This window comes from Bacteroides sp. 3_1_13, from assembly GCF_001185845.1.
GTDB classification, from domain to species: domain Bacteria; phylum Bacteroidota; class Bacteroidia; order Bacteroidales; family Bacteroidaceae; genus Bacteroides; species Bacteroides xylanisolvens.
On the sequence record NZ_KQ236955.1, the window covers coordinates 326,131 to 347,610 of the forward strand.

A 21,480-nucleotide genomic window follows, 5' to 3' on the forward strand; every position below is an offset into this window, starting at 1 on the left:
ATTATTATTTAGAATACAATTCAACGATCAAATGTTCTTTAATGTTCTCAGGAATGTCTGCTCTTTCAGGTATGTGCAACATTTTACCAACCTTTGAAGCCTCGTCCCATTCCAACCAAGCATACTTGCTGTGATTGAAACCTGCAAGAGAATTAGCAATTACTTCCAAAGACTTAGATCTTTCACGAACACCAATCAATTGTCCTGGTTTTACTGCAAATGAAGGAATGTTTACTACTTCACCATCTACAGTGATGTGCTTGTGACTAACCAACTGACGAGCAGCAGCACGTGTAGGAGCAATACCCAAACGGAATACTACGTTGTCAAGACGGCCTTCCAGCAATTGAAGAAGTACCTCACCGGTAATACCTTTAGCAGTAGCTGCTTTTTCAAACAAATTGCGGAATTGTTTTTCTAAAACTCCATAGGTGTATTTAGCTTTCTGTTTTTCACGAAGTTGCACACCGTATTCAGAAGTTTTTCTTTTTCTTGAATTACCATGTTGTCCGGGAGGATAGTTCTTCTTTGACAAAACTTTGTCAGCTCCAAAGATTCCTTCACCGAATTTACGGGCGATTCTCGATTTTGGTCCAGTATATCTAGCCATTTCTTTTAAATATTTAATTGTTTATTCATGAACTCAATTTGTTGCAGCCGCGATTACAGAGAGAAATTAATGTAATCCAAAAACAAAATCAAGATCATTGTGTAAGTTAAAGGTAAATTAAACTCTACGTCTTTTCGGAGGACGACAACCATTATGTGGAAGCGGAGTCACGTCAATGATTTCAGTAACTTCGATACCAGCACCGTGGATAGTTCTAATAGCAGACTCACGTCCGTTACCTGGACCCTTCACATATGCTTTTACCTTTCTCAGGCCAAGATCGAATGCAATCTTTGCACAATCCTGGGCAGCCATCTGAGCTGCATAAGGAGTATTCTTTTTAGAACCTCTAAATCCCATTTTACCAGCAGATGACCAAGAGATAATCTGCCCTTCACTATTTGCAAGAGAAACAATAATATTGTTGAAAGATGAATGAACATGCAACTGTCCATTAGCGTCTACTTTCACATTTCTCTTTTTAGCTGCAACTGTTTTTTTTGCCATATCAACAATTATTATTTAGTAGCTTTTTTCTTATTAGCAACGGTTTTCTTTCTACCCTTACGAGTACGTGCATTGTTCTTAGTGCTCTGACCTCTAACAGGCAGACCAATACGGTGACGTACACCACGATAGCAACCAATATCCATTAATCGCTTAATGTTCAATTGGATTTCAGAACGAAGATCACCTTCTACTTTATACTCTGCACCGATAATCTCACGAATCTTAGCAGCTTGATCATCTGTCCAGTCTTTAACCTTCAGATCTTTATCTACACCAGCTTTATCTAAAATTTTTGCTGAACTACTGCGACCTATTCCATATACATAGGTCAACGCAATTTCACCTCTTTTGTTCTGAGGTAAATCTACACCAACTATTCTTATAGCCATATACTAAATTATTTTTTTTGCAAAAATAACAAATTATCCTTGACGTTGTTTATACTTAGGATTTTTCTTGTTAATAACATACAAACGGCCATTACGTCTAACGATCTTACATTCTGGCGTGCGTTTCTTTAATGATGCTCTTACTTTCATATCTTATTTTATTTATATCTAAACACAATTCTTCCTTTCGATAAGTCGTAAGGAGACATTTCGACTCTCACTTTATCTCCCGGCAGGATCTTGATGTAATGCATCCTCATCTTGCCTGAAATATGTGCGGTAATCTCATGTCCGTTTTCTAATTCAACACGAAACATTGCATTTGACAATGCTTCAACTATAACTCCATCTTGTTCTATTGCAGATTGCTTTGCCATATTATATTGCTTTATCTCCTAAAACTTCTTCTATGAATTTGAATGAAGACAAAATATCAGCTTCACCAGCTCCAACAGCTATCGTATGCTCAAAATGTGCAGCACATTTACGATCTCTGGTCCTCACAGTCCATCCGTCACTTTCCATTATCACTTGTCGGTCTCCCAATGTTATCATCGGCTCTATCGCTATGCAAAGGCCTCTTTTCATCAATGGTCCATATCCTCTTTTACCATAGTTAGGAACCTGAGGATCTTCGTGCATCTCTTTACCGATGCCATGGCCAACAAACTCACGCACTACACCATAAGAATGAGACTCACAATATTGCTGAATAGCATATCCGATATCACCAATTCTTTTACCTTGCACTGCGTTCTGGATGCCAATATATAACGCTTCTTTAGTTACCTTCAACAAGTTACGAATCTCTTCGTCTACCTCTCCTACACAAAAAGTATAAGCAGAATCACCACAGAAACCATTCATGTAAGTTCCGCAATCCACTGATACGATATCACCATCTTTCAGTACGATATCCCCTGGGATTCCATGTACCACCTGTTCGTTGACAGAAGTACAGAGAGATGCGGGAAATGGTTCTCCATATTGATTCGGAAATCCTTTGAAAGTTGGAGTTGCCCCATGATCTCTAATGAACTCTTCAGCAACTTTATCCAACTCACGTGTAGTTACACCAGGCTTCACCAGTTTGGCAACCTCTGCAAGAGTTTTACCAACAAGCAGGTTACTCTGACGGAGCAATTCTATTTCATCTTCTGTTTTAAGAAATATCATTTCTAATCTAAAGAATTAATATGCCGCTACACCAGCGCGTCCTTTAATACGACCAGATTTCAACAGACCATCATAGTGTCTCATCAACAAATGACTTTCAACCTGTTGCAGGGTATCAAGAACAACACCTACAAGAATTAACAAAGATGTACCGCCGAAGAATTGAGCGAATCCTGCTTGCACTCCGAATACACCGGCGAAAGCAGGCATAATAGCAACTAAAGCCAAGAAGAAAGAACCCGGCAAAGTGATACGAGACATTATATCATCAATATACTCTGCTGTTTTCTTTCCCGGTTTAATACCAGGGATGAAACCATTATTTCTCTTCATATCCTCAGCCATCTGAGTCGGATTAATTGTAATTGCAGTATAGAAATACGTAAATAATATAATCATTACCGCAAAGACAAAATTATACCAGAAACTTGTATGATCTGTAAACGCATGCAAGAAACCGCCTGCATCATTTACATTTGAAAAACCGATAAATGTAATTGGAATAAACATGATTGCCTGAGCAAAGATGATAGGCATAACACCGGCAGCATTCACCTTTAAAGGGATATACTGTCTAGCACCACCATATTGCTTGTTACCAACGATTCTTTTTGCATACTGTACAGGAATCTTTCTTGTACCTTGCACCAAAAGAATAGCAGCGCCAATCACTAATAATAAGAATACGATTTCAATTATAAACATAATCAGACCACCGCTCTTATTTGCTACTCTGGACACAACTTCTTGCAACAAAGCATCAGGAAAACGAGCGATAATACCAATCAAGATGATAAATGAAATACCGTTACCAATACCTTTATCAGTAATTCTTTCACCAAGCCACAAAATAAACATACTACCTGCTGCCAAAATAATGGTAGAGGTAACCATAAACAGAGTCCAATCTAATGAAGCATTTAAGGAAGGGCCAGCCTGCATTTTAAGATTGAGCAAATAAGAAGGGGCCTGAACTAACAATATAGCAATCGTCAAGTAACGAGTATATTGATTCATTTTTCTTCTGCCGCTCTCACCTTCGCGTTGCAACTTCTGGAAATACGGTACAGCGATTCCCAATAACTGGATTACGATAGATGCAGAGATATAAGGCATGATTCCTAATGCAAAAATAGAGGCATTAGAAAATGCTCCTCCAGAGAACATATTTAACAAGGCTAAAAGGCCTTCACTTGTTTGTTCGTGCAATTTTGCCAGCATCGCCGGATTGATACCCGGTAATACGACATACGATCCGAAACGGTAAATTGCCACGAACAATATGGTGATGAGGATCCGCTGTCTCAGATCCTCAATCTTCCATATATTCTTTAATGTTTCAATAGCTTTTCTCATTGAATCAGAGTTTTACTACAGTTCCACCAGCAGCTTCAATAGCAGCAGTTGCAGTCTTAGAGAATGCATGAGCTTCTACTTCCAGCTTGTTAGTCAGAGTTCCGTTACCCAATACTTTTACCAACTGATTTGAAGAAATAAATCCTGCTTCGATAAAGTCGTTTACACCAACTTTTGCCAAGCTTTTAGCTTCAGCAAGTTTCTGGATAGTATCCAAGTTGATAGCTTTATATTCAACACGATTGATATTCTTGAAACCAAATTTAGGAACTCGACGTTGAAGAGGCATCTGACCACCTTCAAAACCGATTTTCTTAGAGTATCCAGATCTTGATTTAGCTCCTTTATGACCTCTTGTAGAAGTACCACCTAAGCCAGAACCAGCACCACGTCCAATTCTTTTTCTTGTCTTAGTAGATCCCTCAGCAGGTTTTAAATTACTTAAGTTCATATTGTAATTTCGTTTTATTATTCAACAAATAATTACTTAACAATGGCAACCAAGTGTTTTACTTTATCTACCATTCCAAGAATTGAAGGAGTGCTTTCGTGTTCAACCACACGGTTCAGTTTACGAAGTCCCAGTGCGTCAAGAGTTCTTTTCTGATCAGCTGGAGCACCAATTCTACTTTTAACTTGTTTAATCTTTATAGTTGACATATCTCCTCCTTATCCTCTAAATACTTTTTCAACACTAATACCTCTGTTCTGAGCAACCATTCTTGCATCACGCATTTCACTCAAAGCTTCGATTGTAGCTTTAACAAGATTATGCGGATTCGAAGAACCTTTAGATTTAGCCAAAACGTCAGTAACACCAACACTTTCCAATACAGCACGCATAGCACCACCAGCTACAACACCGGTTCCGTGAGATGCAGGTTTGATGAATACTTCAGCACCACCAAATCTAGCTGATTGTTCATGAGGAACAGTACCTTTTAAAATAGGTACTTTCACCAGGTTCTTTTTAGCTGACTCAACACCTTTAGCGATAGCAGCTGTTACTTCACCTGCTTTACCAAGTCCCCAACCAATGATACCTTCTTCGTTACCTACAACAACGATTGCAGAGAAACTAAAAGTTCTACCACCTTTGGTAACTTTAGTAACACGATTAATAGCAACTAATCTATCTTTCAGTTCTATATCGTTAGTAATCTTAACTCTATTATTAACTCCTGCCATAATGATTAAAATTTAAGTCCACCGTTACGAGCAGCATCAGCTACTTCTTTTACTCTCCCATGATACAAGTAACCATTACGGTCGAAAACAACAGTAGTTATACCTGCTTCCTGAGCCTTTTTAGCAATCATTTCACCAACTTTAGCAGCTTGTTCTTTTTTAGCGACTTTCTCAGTCAAACCTAAAGAAGAAGCAGCAGCCAGTGTCTTACCAGAAAGATCATCGATAATCTGGACATAAATTTGCTTGTTACTTCTAAATACACTCATACGCGGACATTCAGTAGTACCTGAAATTTTGTTGCGTACTCTATATTTGATCTTAACTCGTCTTTCTATTTTTGTTGTCATAATAATCTAATTTTATATGAATTACTTAGCGCCGGCTGATTTACCAGACTTTCTACGAATTACTTCGCCAACAAACTTAATACCTTTACCCTTGTATGGTTCAGGCTTACGGAAAGAACGTATTTTAGAGCAAACTTGACCAAGCAATTGTTTGTCACACGATTCCAATATAATAAGAGGATTCTTATTTCTTTCAGACTTCGTTTCAACTTTTACCTCAGCAGGTAATTGAATGAAAATATTGTGTGTATAACCTAAAGCCAGCTCAATGATGTTACCTTGGTTTGAAGCACGATAACCTACACCTACAAGTTCCAGTTCTTTCTTGTAACCTTCAGATACGCCCACAACCATGTTGTGAACCAATGAACGATACAAACCGTGGAAAGCATGTTTCTGCTTCGGGTTATCAAGCATTTCTTTATCGTTTTCTGTTAAAGTTACGTGTCCGTCTTCAATAGTAACATTGATAGCAGGATTCACATATTGGCTCATTTCGCCTTTGGGTCCCTTTACGGTAACCACATTATCCTTCAGAGTGATTGTCACTCCAGCAGGGATACTAATGGGTAATTTTCCTATTCTTGACATTCTAATTCCTCCTAATTAATATACATAACACAAGACTTCACCACCGATTTTCAGTTCTGCAGCCTCTTTGTTAGTCATTACACCTTTGGAAGTAGATATTATAGCAATACCCAGCCCATTAATAACACGCGGCATATCTTTGTAACCAGTATACTTACGCATACCCGGAGAAGATATTCTTTCTAACTTTTTGATTGCGTTAACTTTGTTAACAGAATCATACTTCAAGGCAACCTTAATAGTTCCTTGAGGACCATCTTCTACAAACTTATAATTAAGGATGTAGCCTTTTTCAAAAAGAATCTTAGTGATTTCTTTTTTCAAATTCGAAGCGGGAACTTCAACAACTCTGTGCTTTGCACCAATCGCGTTCCGCAACCTCGTTAAATAATCTGCTATTGGATCAGTCATATAAAAATAAATTAAATTAATCAGGACTACCCTGACAATATTTAAACAATAATTACCAGCTTGCTTTTTTTACGCCTGGGATCAGTCCGTTAGATGCCATCTCACGGAATTGAATTCTCGAAATTCCGAACTGACGAATATAACCTTTAGGACGACCAGTCAGTTTGCAACGGTTGTGCATACGAATTGGATTAGAATTCTTTGGCAACTCTTGCAACTTCTGTGCAGCTTCGAAAGCATCAGCAGGATCACCTGTTCTTACGATTTGCTTCAAAGCAGCTCTTTTCTCGGCGTATTTGGCTACTAATTTAGCACGCTTTACTTCACGTGCTTTCATTGATTCCTTTGCCATATCTATTAGTCTTTTTTAGCGTTTTTAAAAGGTAAACCGAATTCCTTCAGCAAAGCATAACCTTCTTCATCTGTTTCCGCAGAGGTTACAAAGGTAATATTCATTCCGAGAATTCTTGTAATACTATCGATATTTATTTCAGGGAAAATGATTTGTTCCTGAATACCAAGGGTATAGTTACCTTTACCATCAAACTTACTTTCGATACCTTTGAAGTCACGAATACGAGGAAGAGCTACACGAACCAATTTTTCAAGGAATTCGTACATTCTTTCACGACGTAAAGTTACCATAACACCAATCGGCATTTTTTTACGCAACTTAAAGTTTGCGATATCTTTACGAGAAATGGTAGCTACAGCTTTTTGACCTGTAATAGCTGTCATTTCATTGATTGCTACTTCGATAATCTTCTTATCAGCAACAGCCATACCTAATCCCTGATTGATTACAATCTTCTTAAGTACGGGTATCTGCATTGTAGAAGAATACTGGAACTGTGATTTCAATGCAGGTGCTATACGCTCTGCATATTCTTTCTTAAGACTAGCAGTATTACTCATTACTTAATCTCCTCTCCTGATTTTTTAGAATAACGCACTAAAGTTCCTTCCGAACTCTTTTTTCTCCCAATACGCGTTGCTTTACCAGTTTTTGGATCAACCGGGTTCAAGTTTGAAATGTGGATAGAAGCTTCTTGCTTCACAATACCACCTTGTGGATTCTTTGCATTCGGCTTTGTGCTTTTAGATACCATATTGATACCTTCAACAAATGCACGTCCTTCTTTAACAAGAACCTTCAATACACGACCAGTTTTGCCCTTATCTTCACCAGCATTTACGTAAACTGTGTCGCCTTTTTTAATATGTAATTTACTCATTACTTAAATCTTTTACAAATTAAAGTACCTCAGGCGCAAGTGACACAACTTTCATGTTTGTAGCACGAAGTTCTCTTGCTACAGGACCGAAAATACGACTACCTCTAATTTCACCTGCATTATTCAACAACACGCAAGCATTATCATCAAAACGTATATAAGAACCATCAGGACGACGGATTTCTTTCTTTGTACGTACAATCAAAGCCTTTGATACTGCACCTTTTTTAACATCACTAGAAGGGATAACGCTCTTCACTGAAACTACAATGACATCCCCCACTGAAGCATAACGACGACCTGTACCACCCAAAACGCGGATACACAACGCCTCTTTCGCTCCACTGTTATCACATACTGTAAGTCTGGATTCTACTTGTATCATAATTACTTAGCTCTTTCAATTATTTCTACTAATCTCCATCTTTTAGTCTTGCTCAAAGGACGAGTTTCCATGATGCTTACAGTATCACCGATATTGCATTCATTCTTTTCATCGTGAGCATGGTACTTCTTCGTTTTGCTAACGAACTTACCATATATAGGGTGTTTTTCCTTAAATTTGGCAGCAACTGTGATGGTCTTGTCCATCTTATTGCTCAACACAACCCCTGTTCTTTCTTTTCTTAAATTTCTTGCTTCCATCAAGCTGATCATTTATTGTTAAGTTCTCTTTCGCGCAATTCTGTTTTCATACGCGCAATAGTCCTGCGTAATTGTTTGATTTGAGCAGGATTTTCCAAAGGAGAAATAGAATGATTAATAACCATTTGGTTATAATTAGCTGTTTCCGCCTCTACTCTTTCTACTAAATCATTAGTAGTCATTTCTTTAATTTCTGCAATTTTCATAACACTTACGCATTTTGATTTTGAATATCATAATCACGTCTTACGACAAACTTCGTTGTAATAGGAAGCTTTTGAGCAGCTAAGCGCAATGCTTCTTTCGCGATTTCGTAAGATACTCCTTCAGCTTCAATAATGATTCTACCTGGAGTTACAGGAGCCACAAATCCCTCTGGAGCACCTTTACCTTTACCCATACGTACATCGGCAGGTTTTCTAGTGATCGGTTTATCCGGGAATATACGGATCCAGATCTGTCCTTGACGTTGCATATATCTTGTTACTGCAATACGAGCAGCTTCGATCTGACGGCCTGTAATCCACTTAGTCTCCAAAGCCTTTATGCCAAAAGAACCAAAGGCCAGCTGGTTGCCTCTCTGGGCATTACCTTTCTGACGGCCTTTTTGTTGTCTTCTGAATTTTGTCTTTTTCGGTTGTAACATAGTTTCCTAAAATTCAAATTCGTTTAGCGATTATTTTTCTTTCTTTTGAAGTTCTTTCCGCCGTTGTTTCCACTATTGTTTCCACGACCACTTTCTTTGCTTTGTGTAAAGTTCGGAGCCAATTCTTTCTTACCAAACACTTCACCTCTACAAATCCAAACTTTGATACCAAGAAGACCTACTTTAGTCAATGCTTCTGCATGACAGTAGTCGATATCAGCTCTGAAAGTGTGCAACGGAGTTCTTCCTTCTTTATACATTTCAGAACGAGCCATTTCAGCTCCATTCAAACGTCCTGAAATCTGAATTTTGATACCTTCAGCACCCATACGCATTGTGTTTGCGATAGCCATCTTGATGGCACGGCGATAGGCAATTTTACCTTCAACCTGGCGAGCGATGTTGTTAGCAACAATCACAGCATCCAGTTCCGGTCTCTTCACTTCAAAGATATTGATTTGAATATCTTTGTCGGTAACCTTCTTCAACTCCTCTTTTAACTTATCAACTTCTTGGCCACCTTTACCGATAATAATACCCGGGCGAGCAGTGCAAACAGTAATAGTAACGAGCTTCAGCGTACGTTCAATTACGATTCTTGATACACTTGCTTTTGCAAGTCTTGCATTAAGATATTTACGGATTTTGCTATCTTCCAGCAAAGAATCACCGTAATCATTTCCACCATACCAGTTAGAATCCCATCCTCTGATAATTCCTAAACGGTTGCTTATTGGATTAACTTTTTGTCCCATCTACCTTAATTTTGATCTTCGTTATTACTTTTAGCACCAACGAACAATGTTACGTGATTTGAACGTTTGCGAATTCTATAACCTCTACCCTGTGGTGCCGGTCTCATCCTTTTGAGTGTAGCTCCACCATCAACAAAAATCTGTGTTACGAACAACTCACCGCTTTCTGCTTTACGTTCGTTTTTCTGTTCCCAGTTAGCAATTGCAGAGCGAAGCAATTTTTCCACTCTTGCAGCAGCTTCTTTTGAAGAAAATTTCAAAACACCAAGTGCTCTGTTCACTTCCATACCACGGATCATGTCTGCAACCAGACGCATCTTACGTGGAGAAGTAGGAACATTTTGCAATTTTGCAAAATACATGGTCTTAAGGGCTTCTTTTCTTTTTTCAGCCGATATTTTTTTTCTTGCTCCCATTATTATTTATTACTTTATTATTTCAAATAAATCCTGTTATCTTTTCTTGTTACCAGCGTGTCCTCTGAATGTACGAGTTGGAGCAAATTCGCCCAACTTGTGTCCTACCATATTCTCGGTAACATAAACAGGAATAAATTTATTTCCATTGTGAACTGCAACTGTATGGCCTACAAAATCAGGCGAAATCATTGAAGCTCTGGCCCAAGTCTTTACTACGACTTTCTTACCTGATTCATTCATGGCAAGAATTCTCTTTTCAAGCTTAACGTTAATATATGGACCTTTTTTTAATGAACGACTCATAGTTTACTCAATTAATCAGATTACTTTTTTCTTCTCTCAATAATGTACTTAGACGATTGTTTCTTAGGAGCTCTAGTCTTAAGTCCCTTAGCATACAATCCCTTACGTGATCTTGGGTGACCTCCGGAAGCACGTCCTTCACCACCACCCATCGGGTGATCAACCGGGTTCATTACAACACCACGGTTACGAGGACGACGTCCTTGCCAACGAGAACGTCCTGCTTTACCTGAACTTTCCAATCCATGATCAGAGTTACCTACACTACCGATAGTAGCTTTACAAGTGCTAAGAATCTGTCTAACCTCACCTGAAGGCAACTTAATTACACAATACTTACCCTCACGAGAAGTCAACTGAGCAAAGTTACCAGCTGAACGAACCAGAGCAGCACCCTGTCCCGGACGTAATTCGATATTGTGAATCACAGTACCCACCGGAATGTTTTGAAGAGGAAGAGCATTACCAATCTCTGGCGCTGCTGTTTCACCTGACATCAGAGTCGCACCAACTTGCAATCCATTGGGAGCAATAATATATCTTTTTTCTCCATCAGCATAAAATAACAGAGCGATACGAGCCGAACGATTCGGGTCGTATTCGATTGTTTTAACTACTGCTGGAACACCGTCCTTATTTCTCTTGAAATCAACAATTCTAATCACCTTTCTATGACCGCCACCAATGTAGCGCATAGTCATCTTACCTTCGCTGTTACGACCACCAGATGATTTCTTACCATATACAAGAGACTTTTCTGGTACTGATGCAGTAATTTCTTCGAAAGTACCAATAATTTTATGTCTTTGCCCCGGTGTTGTGGGCTTAAATTTACGTACTGCCATTTTTATTAAATATTGCTATAAAAATCAATAGTATCTCCTTCTTTCAATGTCACGATTGCTTTTTTGAAAGCATTCGTACGACCATTGATGATACCTGCTTTGGTATAACGGCTCTTATTCTTGCCAGCATACTTCACAGTATTCACATCAACTACAGTAACATTATAAAGAGCTTCAATTTCCTTCTTAATTTCCAGTTTGTTAGCTTCAGGACGTACAACAAAGCCGAAACGATTCAGCTTATCTGTGATTGCAGTCATTTTCTCTGTTACCAACGGTTTAATAATAATTCCCATTATTTAAGCCTCCTTTTTAAATTAAGATATTGTCAATAGCCTTCAGAGAGTTTTCTGTAAGCACAACAACCCCAGCATTCAATACTCTGTAAGTATTTAATCCTGAGATAGTCTGCACATTAGCACCCTCGATGTTACGAGCTGACAAATATACGTTTTTATTTGCTTCCGGTAAAATTACAAGTAGCTTTTTATCGGAAACTTTAAGATTTTTTGTCATTGCAACGAAATCTTTTGTCTTAGGAGCTTCAAATGTGAAATCCTCAACGACAATGATTGCATCGTTTTGAGCTTTATAAGACAAAGCTGACTTACGAGCCAATGTCTTAACTTTTTTATTCAATTTGAAGAAGTAGTCTCTTGGTTTCGGACCGAAAACACGAGCACCACCTACAAGAACAGGCGAGTTCATATCACCACGACGTGCTCCACCGCCACCTTTCTGACGACCGATCTTACGAGTTGAACCACTGATTTCACTTCTTTCTTTTGACTTATGAGTACCCTGACGCTGATTAGCCATAAATTGTTTTACGTCCAAATAAATAGCGTGGTCGTTGGGCTCAATTCCGAAGATAGATTCGTTTAACGTAACCTTTCTCCCAGTGTCTTCACCTTTAATGTTATATACGTTAACTTCCATTATTTCTCAATTAATACGATTGAACCTTTGCAACCCGGGATAGAACCTTTAACCAAAAGAAGGTTATGATCCGCGATTACTTTTAATACCTGCAAGTTTTGTACAGTGACTCTGTCACCACCAAGTTGTCCACCCATGCGCATTCCTTTGAATACTTTTGCAGGGTAAGAACAAGCACCGATAGAACCCGGTTTACGAGCGCGATTATGCTGACCGTGAGTAGCTTGACCCACACCACCAAAACCATGTCTTTTTACTACACCCTGAAAACCCTTACCCTTAGAAGTACCAACAACGTCAACAAAGCTAGCGTCGTTAAACATTTCTACAGTAATGGTATCACCCAAATTCAACTCTGTTTCAAATTCTTTGAACTCAGCCAAGTGTCTCTTCGGTGTTACTCCTGCTCTTTTAAAATGTCCCATCAACGGTTTAGTTGTATGTTTTTCCTTTTTGTCCTGGAAACCCAACTGAACAGCTGCATAGCCATCTTTTTCTACAGTTTTAACTTGAGTAACAACACAAGGACCTGCTTCGATAACAGTGCATGGTACATTTTTACCATCGGCACTGAAAACGGATGTCATTCCGATTTTTTTTCCTAATAATCCTGGCATTTCACTAATTTTTAATTATCAAACTTTAATTTCTACTTCCACACCACTTGGCAATTCCAACTTCATCAAAGCATCTACTGTCTTAGCTGTTGAGCTATAGATGTCGATTAATCTCTTATAAGAAGAGAGTTCAAATTGCTCACGAGACTTTTTGTTTACGAAAGTCGAACGGTTCACAGTAAAGATACGTTTGTGCGTAGGCAGAGGTATTGGACCGCTAACGATAGCACCTGTAGCTTTTACAGTTCTTACAATTTTCTCAGCTGACTTGTCAACCAAGTTGTGGTCGTAAGATTTCAATTTAATTCTAATTTTCTGACTCATTATTTTTTTTAATTAATACATTTATAATAAGATAAAGCGGCAGGCTAAGAGTCATTCGCTAGCCTGCTGCTTTAGATATTTTAGAGTAAATCAGCGCGTCCTTTTACTTCTTCCAATACAGCCTTAGCAATAGAAGAAGAAAGCTGAGCGTGATGAGAGTAGGTCATTGACGAGGTTGCACGACCAGAAGTAATAGTACGTAAAGCTGTTACGTAACCAAACATTTCCGCCAGTGGAACCATCGCTTTCACGATACGAGCGCCAGAGCGGCTAGATTCCATACCTTCAACCTGTCCACGACGTTTGTTCAAGTCACCGATAACATCACCCATGTTTTCTTCCGGAGTTACAACTTCCAGTTTCATGATAGGTTCCATCAAAACAGGACCTGCCTTAGCACATGCATTTTTATAAGCCTGCATTGCACAGATTTCAAATGACAACTGATCAGAGTCAACCGGGTGGAATGAACCATCAACCAAAGTCACTTTCAATGAATCCAATGGGTAGCCTGCCAAAACACCACTCTTCATAGCATTTGTAAAGCCTTTCTGAACTGCTGGGATAAATTCCTTAGGAATATTACCACCCTTCACTTCATCAACAAACTGCAAACCACCTAAAGTGAAATCCGCATCAGCCGGACCAATGTTCACAATGATATCAGCAAACTTACCACGTCCACCAGACTGCTTCTTGTACACTTCACGCAAGTTAACTGTCTTCGTGATAGCTTCCTTATAGTTAACCTGAGGCTTACCTTGATTACATTCTACCTTAAATTCACGTTTCAAACGGTCAATGATAATATCCAAGTGAAGCTCACCCATACCAGAAATAACTGTCTGACCTGTCTGTTCGTCTGTTTTCACAGTAAATGTCGGGTCTTCTTCAGCCAATTTAGCCAAACCGTTAGACAGTTTATCCATATCCTTCTGAGTCTTAGGCTCTACAGCGATACCGATAACCGGTTCCGGGAAATCCATAGATTCGAGCACGATCGGAGCATTTTCATCACACAAGGTATCACCAGTGTGAATATCTTTAAAACCTACACCTGCACCAATATCACCAGCACCGATTACTTCAACCGGATTCTGCTTGTTAGAGTGCATCTGGAACAGACGAGAAACACGTTCTTTCTTACCAGAGCGAGAGTTGTAGATATAAGAACCTGCTTCAATCTTACCTGAATAGACACGGAAGAAAGTCAAACGACCTACATATGGGTCAGTTGCGATCTTAAACGCCAAAGCTGATGTTTTTTCATCATCACTTGGTTTACGATCTTCTTCAGCTCCTGTATTAGGATTTGTACCTATTACATTCTCTGTATCAAGTGGAGAAGGTAAGAAAGCACAAACATAATCAAGCAATGTCTGAACGCCCTTGTTCTTGAAAGAAGATCCACAAAGCATAGGAACTACAGCCATCTGAACTGTTGCATTACGAAGAGCTCTCAATACTTCTTCTTCAGTAATAGTAGAAGGATCATCGAAATATTTCTCCATCAAAGCATCATCAAATTCAGCAACTTTTTCAAGCATCTTATCTCTCCACTCATTGGCTTCATCGATAAGTTCTGCAGGGATTTCCTCAATACTGTAGTCAGCCCCCATTGTTTCATCATGCCAATAGATAGCTTTCATTTTGATAAGATCAACAAGACCTTTGAAAGATTCTTCAGCACCGATAGGAACAACAATAGGACATGGATTAGCTCCAAGAACATCCTTCATCTGGCGAACTACTTCAAAGAAGTCAGCACCAGAGCGGTCCATCTTATTAACATAAGCAATACGAGGAACGTTATATTTATCAGCCTGACGCCATACTGTTTCAGATTGAGGTTCAACACCACCAACAGCACAGTAAGCAGCAACAGCTCCATCAAGGATACGCAATGAACGTTCTACCTCTGCGGTAAAGTCAACGTGTCCCGGAGTGTCAATCAAGTTAATTTTATAAGTATCACCAGCATATTTCCATCTTGTTGTTGTAGCAGCGGATGTAATAGTGATACCACGTTCTTGCTCCTGTTCCATCCAGTCCATAGTAGCAGCACCATCATGAACTTCACCAATTTTGTGAGTCAATCCAGTGTAGAACAGGATACGTTCAGAAGTAGTTGTTTTTCCGGCATCAATGTGAGCCATGATACCGATATTACGAGTTAAATGTAAATCATGTTTAGCCATCTTCTAATTCCTTTACTTTAAGTTTATATTAGGTTTCTTACAGTATTAGAATCTAAAATGAGCAAATGCACGGTTAGCTTCTGCCATTCTGTGCATATCTTCTTTACGTTTGTATGCACCGCCTTGTTCATTGAAGGCATCCATAATTTCAGCAGCCAACTTGTCAGCCATTGATTTACCACCTCTTTTGCGAGCAAACAGAATCAAATTCTTCATAGAGATTGATTCTTTACGATCCGGACGGATTTCAGTAGGAACTTGGAAAGTAGCACCACCTACACGGCGAGACTTTACTTCCACTTGCGGAGTTACATTATCCAAAGCCTTTTTCCAGATTTCGAGAGCTGATTTTTCTTCATTAGGAAGTTTTGCTTTCACTGTTTCCAAAGCGGCATAAAAGATTTCATAAGATGTATTTTTCTTTCCATCATACATCAAGTGGTTCACGAACTTGGAAACCTTTTGGTCATTAAACACAGGATCCGGAAGAATCAGGCGTTTTTTTGGTTTTGCTTTTCTCATTTGTTTGAAAAATAATGTTTTTGTTCTTGGTTGTCTACTTCTTGACTTCTTCAACTCTCCCTCCGGAGAATTTACTCAACCTTTAGCATTTCCAACAAACTAAAACGTAAGTTATTACTTTAATTTTAATTAGGTCTTAATCCTTATTTTTTCTTACCCTTAGCAGGAGCAGCTGCTTGTCCTGGTTTCGGACGCTTAGCACCATACTTAGAACGTCTTTGAGTACGACCAGCAACACCTGCTGTATCAAGCGTACCACGTACAATGTGATAACGCACACCCGGAAGGTCTTTTACACGACCACCACGTACCAAAACGATTGAGTGTTCCTGCAAGTTGTGTCCTTCTCCCGGAATGTATGAGTTCACCTCTTTTTGGTTAGTCAAACGTACACGAGCTACTTTACGCATTGCAGAGTTCGGCTTCTTCGGAGTAGTAGTGTATACTCTCACGCAAACGCCACGTCTTTGAGGACATGAATCCAAGGCTGGAGATTTACTTTTCTCCACCAGCACTTCGCGTCCTTTTCTTACTAATTGCTGAATTGTAGGCATTTTAATTGTTTTTTGATTTATATTATTGTTATATTAATTTCGTAACTATACATTTTGGGCTGCAAAAATACGAATAATATTTGAATATTCAATGCGCTACAACTTTTTTTTCTTTTTTAATGTTTTTATATCATCCTCACGCTTCGCCTTTTACACCCGTCAAAGGAGAAATAGGGGATTCATCCGAAGTACGAATCGGACCGAATACGCGCTCATACTTTGCTATATTATCTTCTAATGCCCGCAGCAGGCGTTTTGCGTGCTCCGGAGCCACAATAATACGAGATTGCACACCAGCCTTCGGTATGCCCGGCATTACGCGCACGAAGTCAAGGATGAATTCAGAACTCGAATGAGTAATAATAGCAAGATTTGCATAAGTTCCCTGTGCAACCTCTTCTCTCAATTCAATCTGTAATTGTCCGTTGTTATTTTGTTCTTCCATATTTAATATGATTAAAAAGTTATCCTGCAAAATAACACATTTTTCCTGAAACTAATGGTAATACACGCGAGTAAAAAAGAAATAAAAAAAAGAGCAATTGCCCAATCAGGCAACTGCTCCTTTTCATATAGTCAATTGAATTGTATTTATTCTACTTCATTGTAGTCAAGTACTGTTTTCTTGTTAGCCAAGATACGGTCATACTCTTCTTTTGATCCAACGATGAGCTTTTCGAACTCGCGCTGTCCGGTACCGGCAGGAATCAAGTGACCACAGATCACATTTTCCTTCATACCTTCAAGCTTATCGATCTTACCGTTAATAGCAGCTTCATTCAAGACTTTCGTTGTTTCCTGGAAGGAAGCAGCCGACATAAAGCTTGATGTTTGCAAAGCAGCACGCGTGATACCTTGAAGGATCTGAGTAGAGGTAGCAGCAACAGCGTCACGAACCTCAACCGGTTTCAAGTCACGACGTTTCAACATACTATTCTCATCACGCAACTTGCGGGCAGTTACAATCTGTCCAGCTTGCATATTTTGAGAATCACCAGCATCCACTACGACTTTCTTGCCCCAGATACGATCATTTTCTTCCATGAATTCCAGTTTGTCTACGACTTGCTGTTCGAGGAAGCGAGTATCTCCCGGTTCATCAATTTGTACTTTGCGCATCATCTGACGAACGATAATCTCAAAGTGCTTATCATTGATCTTCACACCCTGCAAGCGGTATACATCCTGAACTTCATTCACGATATATTCCTGTACAGCTGTAGGACCCTTGATTGCCAAGATATCTGCCGGAGTAGTAGCACCGTCAGACAACGGAGTACCAGCACGTACATAGTCATTTTCCTGTACCAGAATCTGCTTAGACAGTGCAACCAGATACTTCTTAACCTCACCCGTCTTGGAAGTTACGATGATTTCACGGTTACCACGTTTGATCTTACCCATTGTCACCTCACCGTCGATTTCAGAAACGACAGCCGGATTTGACGGGTTACGAGCTTCAAACAATTCAGTAACACGAGGAAGACCACCCGTGATATCACCCGCCTTACCTACGGCACGCGGAATCTTCACGATTACTTCACCGGCTTTTACCTTCTGACCGTTCTCGATGATAACGTGACCACCTACCGGTAAGTTATAAGTACGGATCAAATCACCGTCCTCTGTTAAGATATGAGCGGTAGGAACTTTGGTTTTATCCTTGGATTCAATAATAATAATTTCACGAAGACCTGTTGCTTCATCCGATTCAACCTTATAAGTAACGTTTTCAATCACGCCCTCAAATTCGATCTTACCGGTTGCTTCTGTGATAATAACAGCATTGAACGGGTCCCACTTAGCAATCAGTTTGCCTTTTTCTACCAAGTCGCCGTCGCTTACATACAGTGTTGAACCATAAGGTACGTTATGAGTAGAAAGAACGATACCGGTATTCACATCCACAAAACGCACTTCGGCCAAACGACCTACTACCACTTTTGCAGATTCACCCATCTCGTCAACGATATCTACTGTACGCAACTCTTCAAATTCAAGACGTGCATTATTTTTAGCAACGATACTGGCGTTAGCTGCAATATTTGCAGCAGTACCACCGGCGTGGAATGTACGCAATGTCAACTGTGTACCCGGCTCACCAATAGACTGAGCAGCGATTACACCGACAGCTTCACCCTTCTGAACCATGCGGCTCGTTGCCAGGTTACGTCCGTAACATTTAGCACAAACACCCTTCTTAGCTTCACAAGTCAATACCGAACGGATTTCAACACTCTCGATCGGAGACTCCTGAATCTTCTTGGCTACTTCTTCTGTGATTTCTTCACCACCGGCAACAAGCAATTCACCTGTGGTAGGATGAATAATATCATGTACGGAAACACGGCCTAAGATACGTTCGTACAGAGTAGCAATAACCTCATCATTATTCTTAAGGTCCGTACAAACCAATCCGCGGAGTGTACCACAGTCTTCTTCTGTAATAATCACATCGTGTGATACGTCCACCAGACGACGAGTCAAATAACCAGCATCGGCAGTCTTCAAAGCGGTATCCGCCAAACCTTTACGAGCACCGTGGGTAGAGATAAAGTACTCCAACACCGAAAGTCCTTCTTTAAAGTTCGACAAAATCGGGTTCTCGATGATCTGACCACCTTCAGCACCTGCTTTCTGCGGTTTTGCCATCAAACCACGCATACCTGACAACTGACGAATCTGCTCTTTAGAACCACGGGCACCAGAGTCAAGCATCATATATACAGAGTTGAAACCCTGATCATCCGAAGAAATAGTCTTCATCAGGATATTAGACAACTCGGAGTTCACATGTGTCCAAATATCAATTACCTGATTGTAACGTTCGTTATTGGTAATGAAACCCATGTTATAGTTGTTTACGACTTGTTCAACTTCGTCGTAACCTTTCTGTACCAAAGTTTCTTTTTCCTTCGGAATGATAATATCACCCAAGTTGAATGACAAACCACCCTTGAACGCCATCTGATAACCTAAATTCTTGATTCCATCCAGGAAGTCGGCAGCCTTAGCCACACCACATACCTTAATTACATCACTAATAATATCACGAAGAGATTTCTTAGAGATAATTGTATTGATATAACCTGCTTCAGGTGGAACGATTTCATTCACAATCACACGTCCTACTGAAGTTTCGCGCATTACGTCTACAATGTTACCATTTTCATCAACGTCTTTCACGATAACCTTCACCGGAGCATGAATATCTACCTTACCTTCATTGTAAGCGATCAACGCTTCTTCCGGTCCGTAGAATGTCAAACCTTCACCTTTTGCACCGGCACGCAACTTAGTAATATAGTACAAACCAAGAACCATATCCTGTGCAGGCACAGTAATAGGCGCACCGTTTGCCGGATTCAAGATATTATGTGATTGAAGCATCAACATTTGTGCTTCAAGAATTGCTTCATTACTCAAAGGCAAGTGAACAGCCATCTGGTCACCGTCAAAGTCAGCGTTGAATGCCGTACATGCCAATGGGTGCAACTGGATAGCTTTACCTTCGATCATTTTAGGCTGGAAAGCCTGAATACCCAAACGGTGCAAGGTCGGAGCACGGTTCAACAGTACCGGGTGTCCCTTCATTACATGTTCCAAGATATCCCAAATCACCGGCTCTTTGCGGTCTACGATTTTCTTTGCAGACTTAACAGTCTTAACGATACCACGTTCGATGAGCTTGCGAATAATAAACGGCTTGTATAATTCGGCAGCCATCAATTTAGGAATACCGCATTCACCCATCTTTAATTCCGGACCAACGACGATTACGGAACGAGCAGAGTAGTCAACACGTTTACCCAGCAAGTTCTGACGGAAACGTCCCTGTTTACCTTTCAAACTGTCAGACAATGACTTCAACGGACGGTTGGCGTCTGTCTTCACAGCACTTGACTTACGTGAGTTATCAAACAAAGAATCGACAGATTCCTGAAGCATACGTTTTTCATTACGCAAGATTACTTCCGGAGCCTTGATTTCAATCAGTCGTTTCAAACGGTTGTTACGGATAATCACACGACGATAAAGGTCGTTCAAGTCAGATGTAGCAAAACGGCCACCATCCAGCGGAACCAACGGACGAAGTTCGGGCGGAATAACCGGTACGATACGTACGATCATCCATTCCGGTTTGTTACGTCCACGTGATGCGCGGAACGATTCTACTACCTGAAGACGTTTCAAAGCTTCATTCTTACGTTGCTGAGACGCATCGTTTCCGGCGCGGTGACGCAGTTCGTAAGACAAAGCATCCAGATCCAAACGAGCCAGCAAATCATAAATAGCTTCGGCTCCCATCTTTGCAACAAATTTATTCGGATCATTATCTTCAAGATACTGATTGTCTTTCGGAAGCGTATCCAGAATATCCAGATATTCTTCTTCAGAAAGCAAATCATATTCGGCTACGCCATCTTCAGCTTTCACACCCGGCTGAATAACAACATAACGTTCGTAGTATATAATCGAATCCAGTTTCTTTGTCGGCAATCCGAGCAAATAACCGATTTTATTAGGAAGCGAACGGAAATACCAGATGTGAGCCACCGGCACAACCAGCTGGATATGTCCCATACGTTCACGGCGCACTTTCTTTTCAGTAACTTCCACACCACAACGGTCGCAGACGATACCTTTATAACGGATACGCTTGTATTTACCGCAATGACATTCATAATCCTTGATAGGACCAAAAATGCGCTCGCAGAACAAACCGTCACGTTCGGGTTTGTACGTACGGTAATTAATGGTTTCAGGCTTCAAAACTTCACCACTCGAATTCTCAAGGATTTCTTCCGGAGAAGCCAGACCAATTGAGATCTTCGAGAAATTACTTTTCGTCTTATTTTCTTTTCTAAAAGCCATACTCTATATAATTGAGATTTGA

The 21,480-nt window shown here is 40.0% G+C and carries 33 protein-coding genes; all 33 read right to left on the bottom strand.

Features of this window, described 5'->3' with window-relative positions; genetic code table 11:
* Positions 1-4 precede the first annotated feature (4 nt).
* Positions 5-610, bottom strand: coding sequence for a 30S ribosomal protein S4 (gene rpsD, locus HMPREF9009_RS01180; protein ID WP_004296326.1), 606 nt, complete (start codon positions 608-610; stop codon positions 5-7).
* Between the two features lie 117 nt (positions 611-727).
* Positions 728-1,117: a 30S ribosomal protein S11 gene (gene rpsK / locus HMPREF9009_RS01185; protein ID WP_004296327.1), complete on the bottom strand. Its 390-nt coding sequence runs from the start codon at positions 1,115-1,117 to the stop codon at positions 728-730.
* A gap of 11 nt (positions 1,118-1,128) precedes the next feature.
* On the bottom strand, positions 1,129-1,509 hold the full coding sequence (rpsM, locus tag HMPREF9009_RS01190) for a 30S ribosomal protein S13 (RefSeq protein ID WP_004296328.1): 381 nt from the start codon (positions 1,507-1,509) through the stop codon (positions 1,129-1,131).
* A 33-nt stretch (positions 1,510-1,542) separates the two neighbouring features.
* Positions 1,543-1,659 (bottom strand): type B 50S ribosomal protein L36, encoded by a 117-nt coding sequence (gene ykgO, locus HMPREF9009_RS24900; protein ID WP_002558051.1) that lies wholly within the window; start codon positions 1,657-1,659, stop codon positions 1,543-1,545.
* 8 nt (positions 1,660-1,667) lie between these two features.
* Positions 1,668-1,886 (bottom strand): translation initiation factor IF-1, encoded by a 219-nt coding sequence (gene infA, locus HMPREF9009_RS01195; RefSeq protein WP_002558052.1) that lies wholly within the window; start codon positions 1,884-1,886, stop codon positions 1,668-1,670.
* Between the two features lies 1 nt (position 1,887).
* Positions 1,888-2,685, bottom strand: coding sequence for a type I methionyl aminopeptidase (map, locus tag HMPREF9009_RS01200; RefSeq protein WP_008023041.1), 798 nt, complete (start codon positions 2,683-2,685; stop codon positions 1,888-1,890).
* A 15-nt stretch (positions 2,686-2,700) separates the two neighbouring features.
* Entirely contained in the window at positions 2,701-4,041 is a 1,341-nt protein-coding gene (gene secY, locus HMPREF9009_RS01205; RefSeq protein ID WP_004310881.1) for a preprotein translocase subunit SecY, read from the bottom strand.
* Positions 4,042-4,045: 4 nt separating this feature from the next.
* Entirely contained in the window at positions 4,046-4,492 is a 447-nt protein-coding gene (gene rplO / locus HMPREF9009_RS01210) for a 50S ribosomal protein L15 (RefSeq protein ID WP_008023042.1), read from the bottom strand.
* 32 nt (positions 4,493-4,524) lie between these two features.
* A complete protein-coding gene (gene rpmD, locus HMPREF9009_RS01215; RefSeq protein ID WP_004296332.1) occupies positions 4,525-4,701 on the bottom strand; it encodes a 50S ribosomal protein L30 in 177 nt (58 codons plus the stop codon).
* A gap of 9 nt (positions 4,702-4,710) precedes the next feature.
* Positions 4,711-5,229: a 30S ribosomal protein S5 gene (rpsE, locus tag HMPREF9009_RS01220; RefSeq protein ID WP_004296333.1), complete on the bottom strand. Its 519-nt coding sequence runs from the start codon at positions 5,227-5,229 to the stop codon at positions 4,711-4,713.
* A gap of 5 nt (positions 5,230-5,234) precedes the next feature.
* Complete coding sequence (gene rplR, locus HMPREF9009_RS01225; protein WP_004310883.1) at positions 5,235-5,579, bottom strand: 50S ribosomal protein L18; 345 nt, start codon at positions 5,577-5,579, stop codon at positions 5,235-5,237.
* A gap of 21 nt (positions 5,580-5,600) precedes the next feature.
* Positions 5,601-6,170 (bottom strand): 50S ribosomal protein L6, encoded by a 570-nt coding sequence (gene rplF / locus HMPREF9009_RS01230; RefSeq protein ID WP_004310884.1) that lies wholly within the window; start codon positions 6,168-6,170, stop codon positions 5,601-5,603.
* 15 nt (positions 6,171-6,185) lie between these two features.
* A complete protein-coding gene (rpsH, locus tag HMPREF9009_RS01235; RefSeq protein WP_004296336.1) occupies positions 6,186-6,581 on the bottom strand; it encodes a 30S ribosomal protein S8 in 396 nt (131 codons plus the stop codon).
* Between the two features lie 52 nt (positions 6,582-6,633).
* A complete protein-coding gene (gene rpsN / locus HMPREF9009_RS01240) occupies positions 6,634-6,933 on the bottom strand; it encodes a 30S ribosomal protein S14 (protein WP_004310885.1) in 300 nt (99 codons plus the stop codon).
* Between the two features lie 5 nt (positions 6,934-6,938).
* Positions 6,939-7,496, bottom strand: coding sequence for a 50S ribosomal protein L5 (gene rplE / locus HMPREF9009_RS01245; protein WP_004310886.1), 558 nt, complete (start codon positions 7,494-7,496; stop codon positions 6,939-6,941).
* Positions 7,496-7,816 carry a 50S ribosomal protein L24 gene (rplX, locus tag HMPREF9009_RS01250; RefSeq protein ID WP_004296339.1) on the bottom strand — a complete coding sequence of 107 codons (321 nt, stop codon included), beginning with the start codon at positions 7,814-7,816 and terminating at the stop codon, positions 7,496-7,498. The genes rplE and rplX overlap by 1 nt, the downstream gene beginning before the upstream one ends.
* A 19-nt stretch (positions 7,817-7,835) precedes the next feature.
* Complete coding sequence (gene rplN / locus HMPREF9009_RS01255) at positions 7,836-8,201, bottom strand: 50S ribosomal protein L14 (RefSeq protein ID WP_004296340.1); 366 nt, start codon at positions 8,199-8,201, stop codon at positions 7,836-7,838.
* A gap of 2 nt (positions 8,202-8,203) precedes the next feature.
* Positions 8,204-8,473: a 30S ribosomal protein S17 gene (gene rpsQ, locus HMPREF9009_RS01260; protein WP_004296341.1), complete on the bottom strand. Its 270-nt coding sequence runs from the start codon at positions 8,471-8,473 to the stop codon at positions 8,204-8,206.
* Positions 8,470-8,667 carry a 50S ribosomal protein L29 gene (rpmC, locus tag HMPREF9009_RS01265; protein WP_004296342.1) on the bottom strand — a complete coding sequence of 66 codons (198 nt, stop codon included), beginning with the start codon at positions 8,665-8,667 and terminating at the stop codon, positions 8,470-8,472. Before rpmC ends, rpsQ begins: the two co-directional genes overlap by 4 nt.
* A 5-nt stretch (positions 8,668-8,672) precedes the next feature.
* Positions 8,673-9,107: a 50S ribosomal protein L16 gene (rplP, locus tag HMPREF9009_RS01270; RefSeq protein WP_004291234.1), complete on the bottom strand. Its 435-nt coding sequence runs from the start codon at positions 9,105-9,107 to the stop codon at positions 8,673-8,675.
* Between the two features lie 23 nt (positions 9,108-9,130).
* A complete protein-coding gene (gene rpsC, locus HMPREF9009_RS01275; RefSeq protein WP_004296343.1) occupies positions 9,131-9,862 on the bottom strand; it encodes a 30S ribosomal protein S3 in 732 nt (243 codons plus the stop codon).
* 5 nt (positions 9,863-9,867) lie between these two features.
* Positions 9,868-10,278, bottom strand: coding sequence for a 50S ribosomal protein L22 (gene rplV, locus HMPREF9009_RS01280; protein ID WP_004296344.1), 411 nt, complete (start codon positions 10,276-10,278; stop codon positions 9,868-9,870).
* 36 nt (positions 10,279-10,314) lie between these two features.
* Complete coding sequence (gene rpsS, locus HMPREF9009_RS01285; RefSeq protein WP_004296345.1) at positions 10,315-10,584, bottom strand: 30S ribosomal protein S19; 270 nt, start codon at positions 10,582-10,584, stop codon at positions 10,315-10,317.
* A gap of 20 nt (positions 10,585-10,604) precedes the next feature.
* Positions 10,605-11,429 (bottom strand): 50S ribosomal protein L2, encoded by an 825-nt coding sequence (rplB, locus tag HMPREF9009_RS01290; protein WP_004296346.1) that lies wholly within the window; start codon positions 11,427-11,429, stop codon positions 10,605-10,607.
* Between the two features lie 5 nt (positions 11,430-11,434).
* Positions 11,435-11,725 (bottom strand): 50S ribosomal protein L23, encoded by a 291-nt coding sequence (gene rplW, locus HMPREF9009_RS01295; RefSeq protein WP_004296347.1) that lies wholly within the window; start codon positions 11,723-11,725, stop codon positions 11,435-11,437.
* 16 nt (positions 11,726-11,741) lie between these two features.
* Positions 11,742-12,368, bottom strand: a complete 627-nt coding sequence (rplD, locus tag HMPREF9009_RS01300) for a 50S ribosomal protein L4 (protein ID WP_008023043.1) — start codon at positions 12,366-12,368, stop codon at positions 11,742-11,744.
* The gene (gene rplC / locus HMPREF9009_RS01305) at positions 12,368-12,985 is read right to left on the bottom strand and encodes a 50S ribosomal protein L3 (protein ID WP_004313455.1); all 618 of its coding nucleotides are present in this window, start codon (positions 12,983-12,985) and stop codon (positions 12,368-12,370) included. Before rplC ends, rplD begins: the two co-directional genes overlap by 1 nt.
* 18 nt (positions 12,986-13,003) lie before the next feature.
* The gene (gene rpsJ / locus HMPREF9009_RS01310) at positions 13,004-13,309 is read right to left on the bottom strand and encodes a 30S ribosomal protein S10 (RefSeq protein ID WP_002558075.1); all 306 of its coding nucleotides are present in this window, start codon (positions 13,307-13,309) and stop codon (positions 13,004-13,006) included.
* A gap of 80 nt (positions 13,310-13,389) precedes the next feature.
* Complete coding sequence (fusA, locus tag HMPREF9009_RS01315) at positions 13,390-15,507, bottom strand: elongation factor G (RefSeq protein WP_008023044.1); 2,118 nt, start codon at positions 15,505-15,507, stop codon at positions 13,390-13,392.
* A gap of 45 nt (positions 15,508-15,552) precedes the next feature.
* Positions 15,553-16,029, bottom strand: a complete 477-nt coding sequence (gene rpsG, locus HMPREF9009_RS01320) for a 30S ribosomal protein S7 (RefSeq protein WP_004296352.1) — start codon at positions 16,027-16,029, stop codon at positions 15,553-15,555.
* Positions 16,030-16,172: 143 nt separating this feature from the next.
* Complete coding sequence (gene rpsL, locus HMPREF9009_RS01325; protein WP_002558078.1) at positions 16,173-16,583, bottom strand: 30S ribosomal protein S12; 411 nt, start codon at positions 16,581-16,583, stop codon at positions 16,173-16,175.
* Positions 16,584-16,719: 136 nt separating this feature from the next.
* A complete protein-coding gene (locus HMPREF9009_RS01330) occupies positions 16,720-17,028 on the bottom strand; it encodes a DUF3467 domain-containing protein (protein WP_008023045.1) in 309 nt (102 codons plus the stop codon).
* Between the two features lie 146 nt (positions 17,029-17,174).
* A complete protein-coding gene (rpoC, locus tag HMPREF9009_RS01335; protein ID WP_004310891.1) occupies positions 17,175-21,458 on the bottom strand; it encodes a DNA-directed RNA polymerase subunit beta' in 4,284 nt (1,427 codons plus the stop codon).
* Positions 21,459-21,480 lie beyond the last annotated feature (22 nt).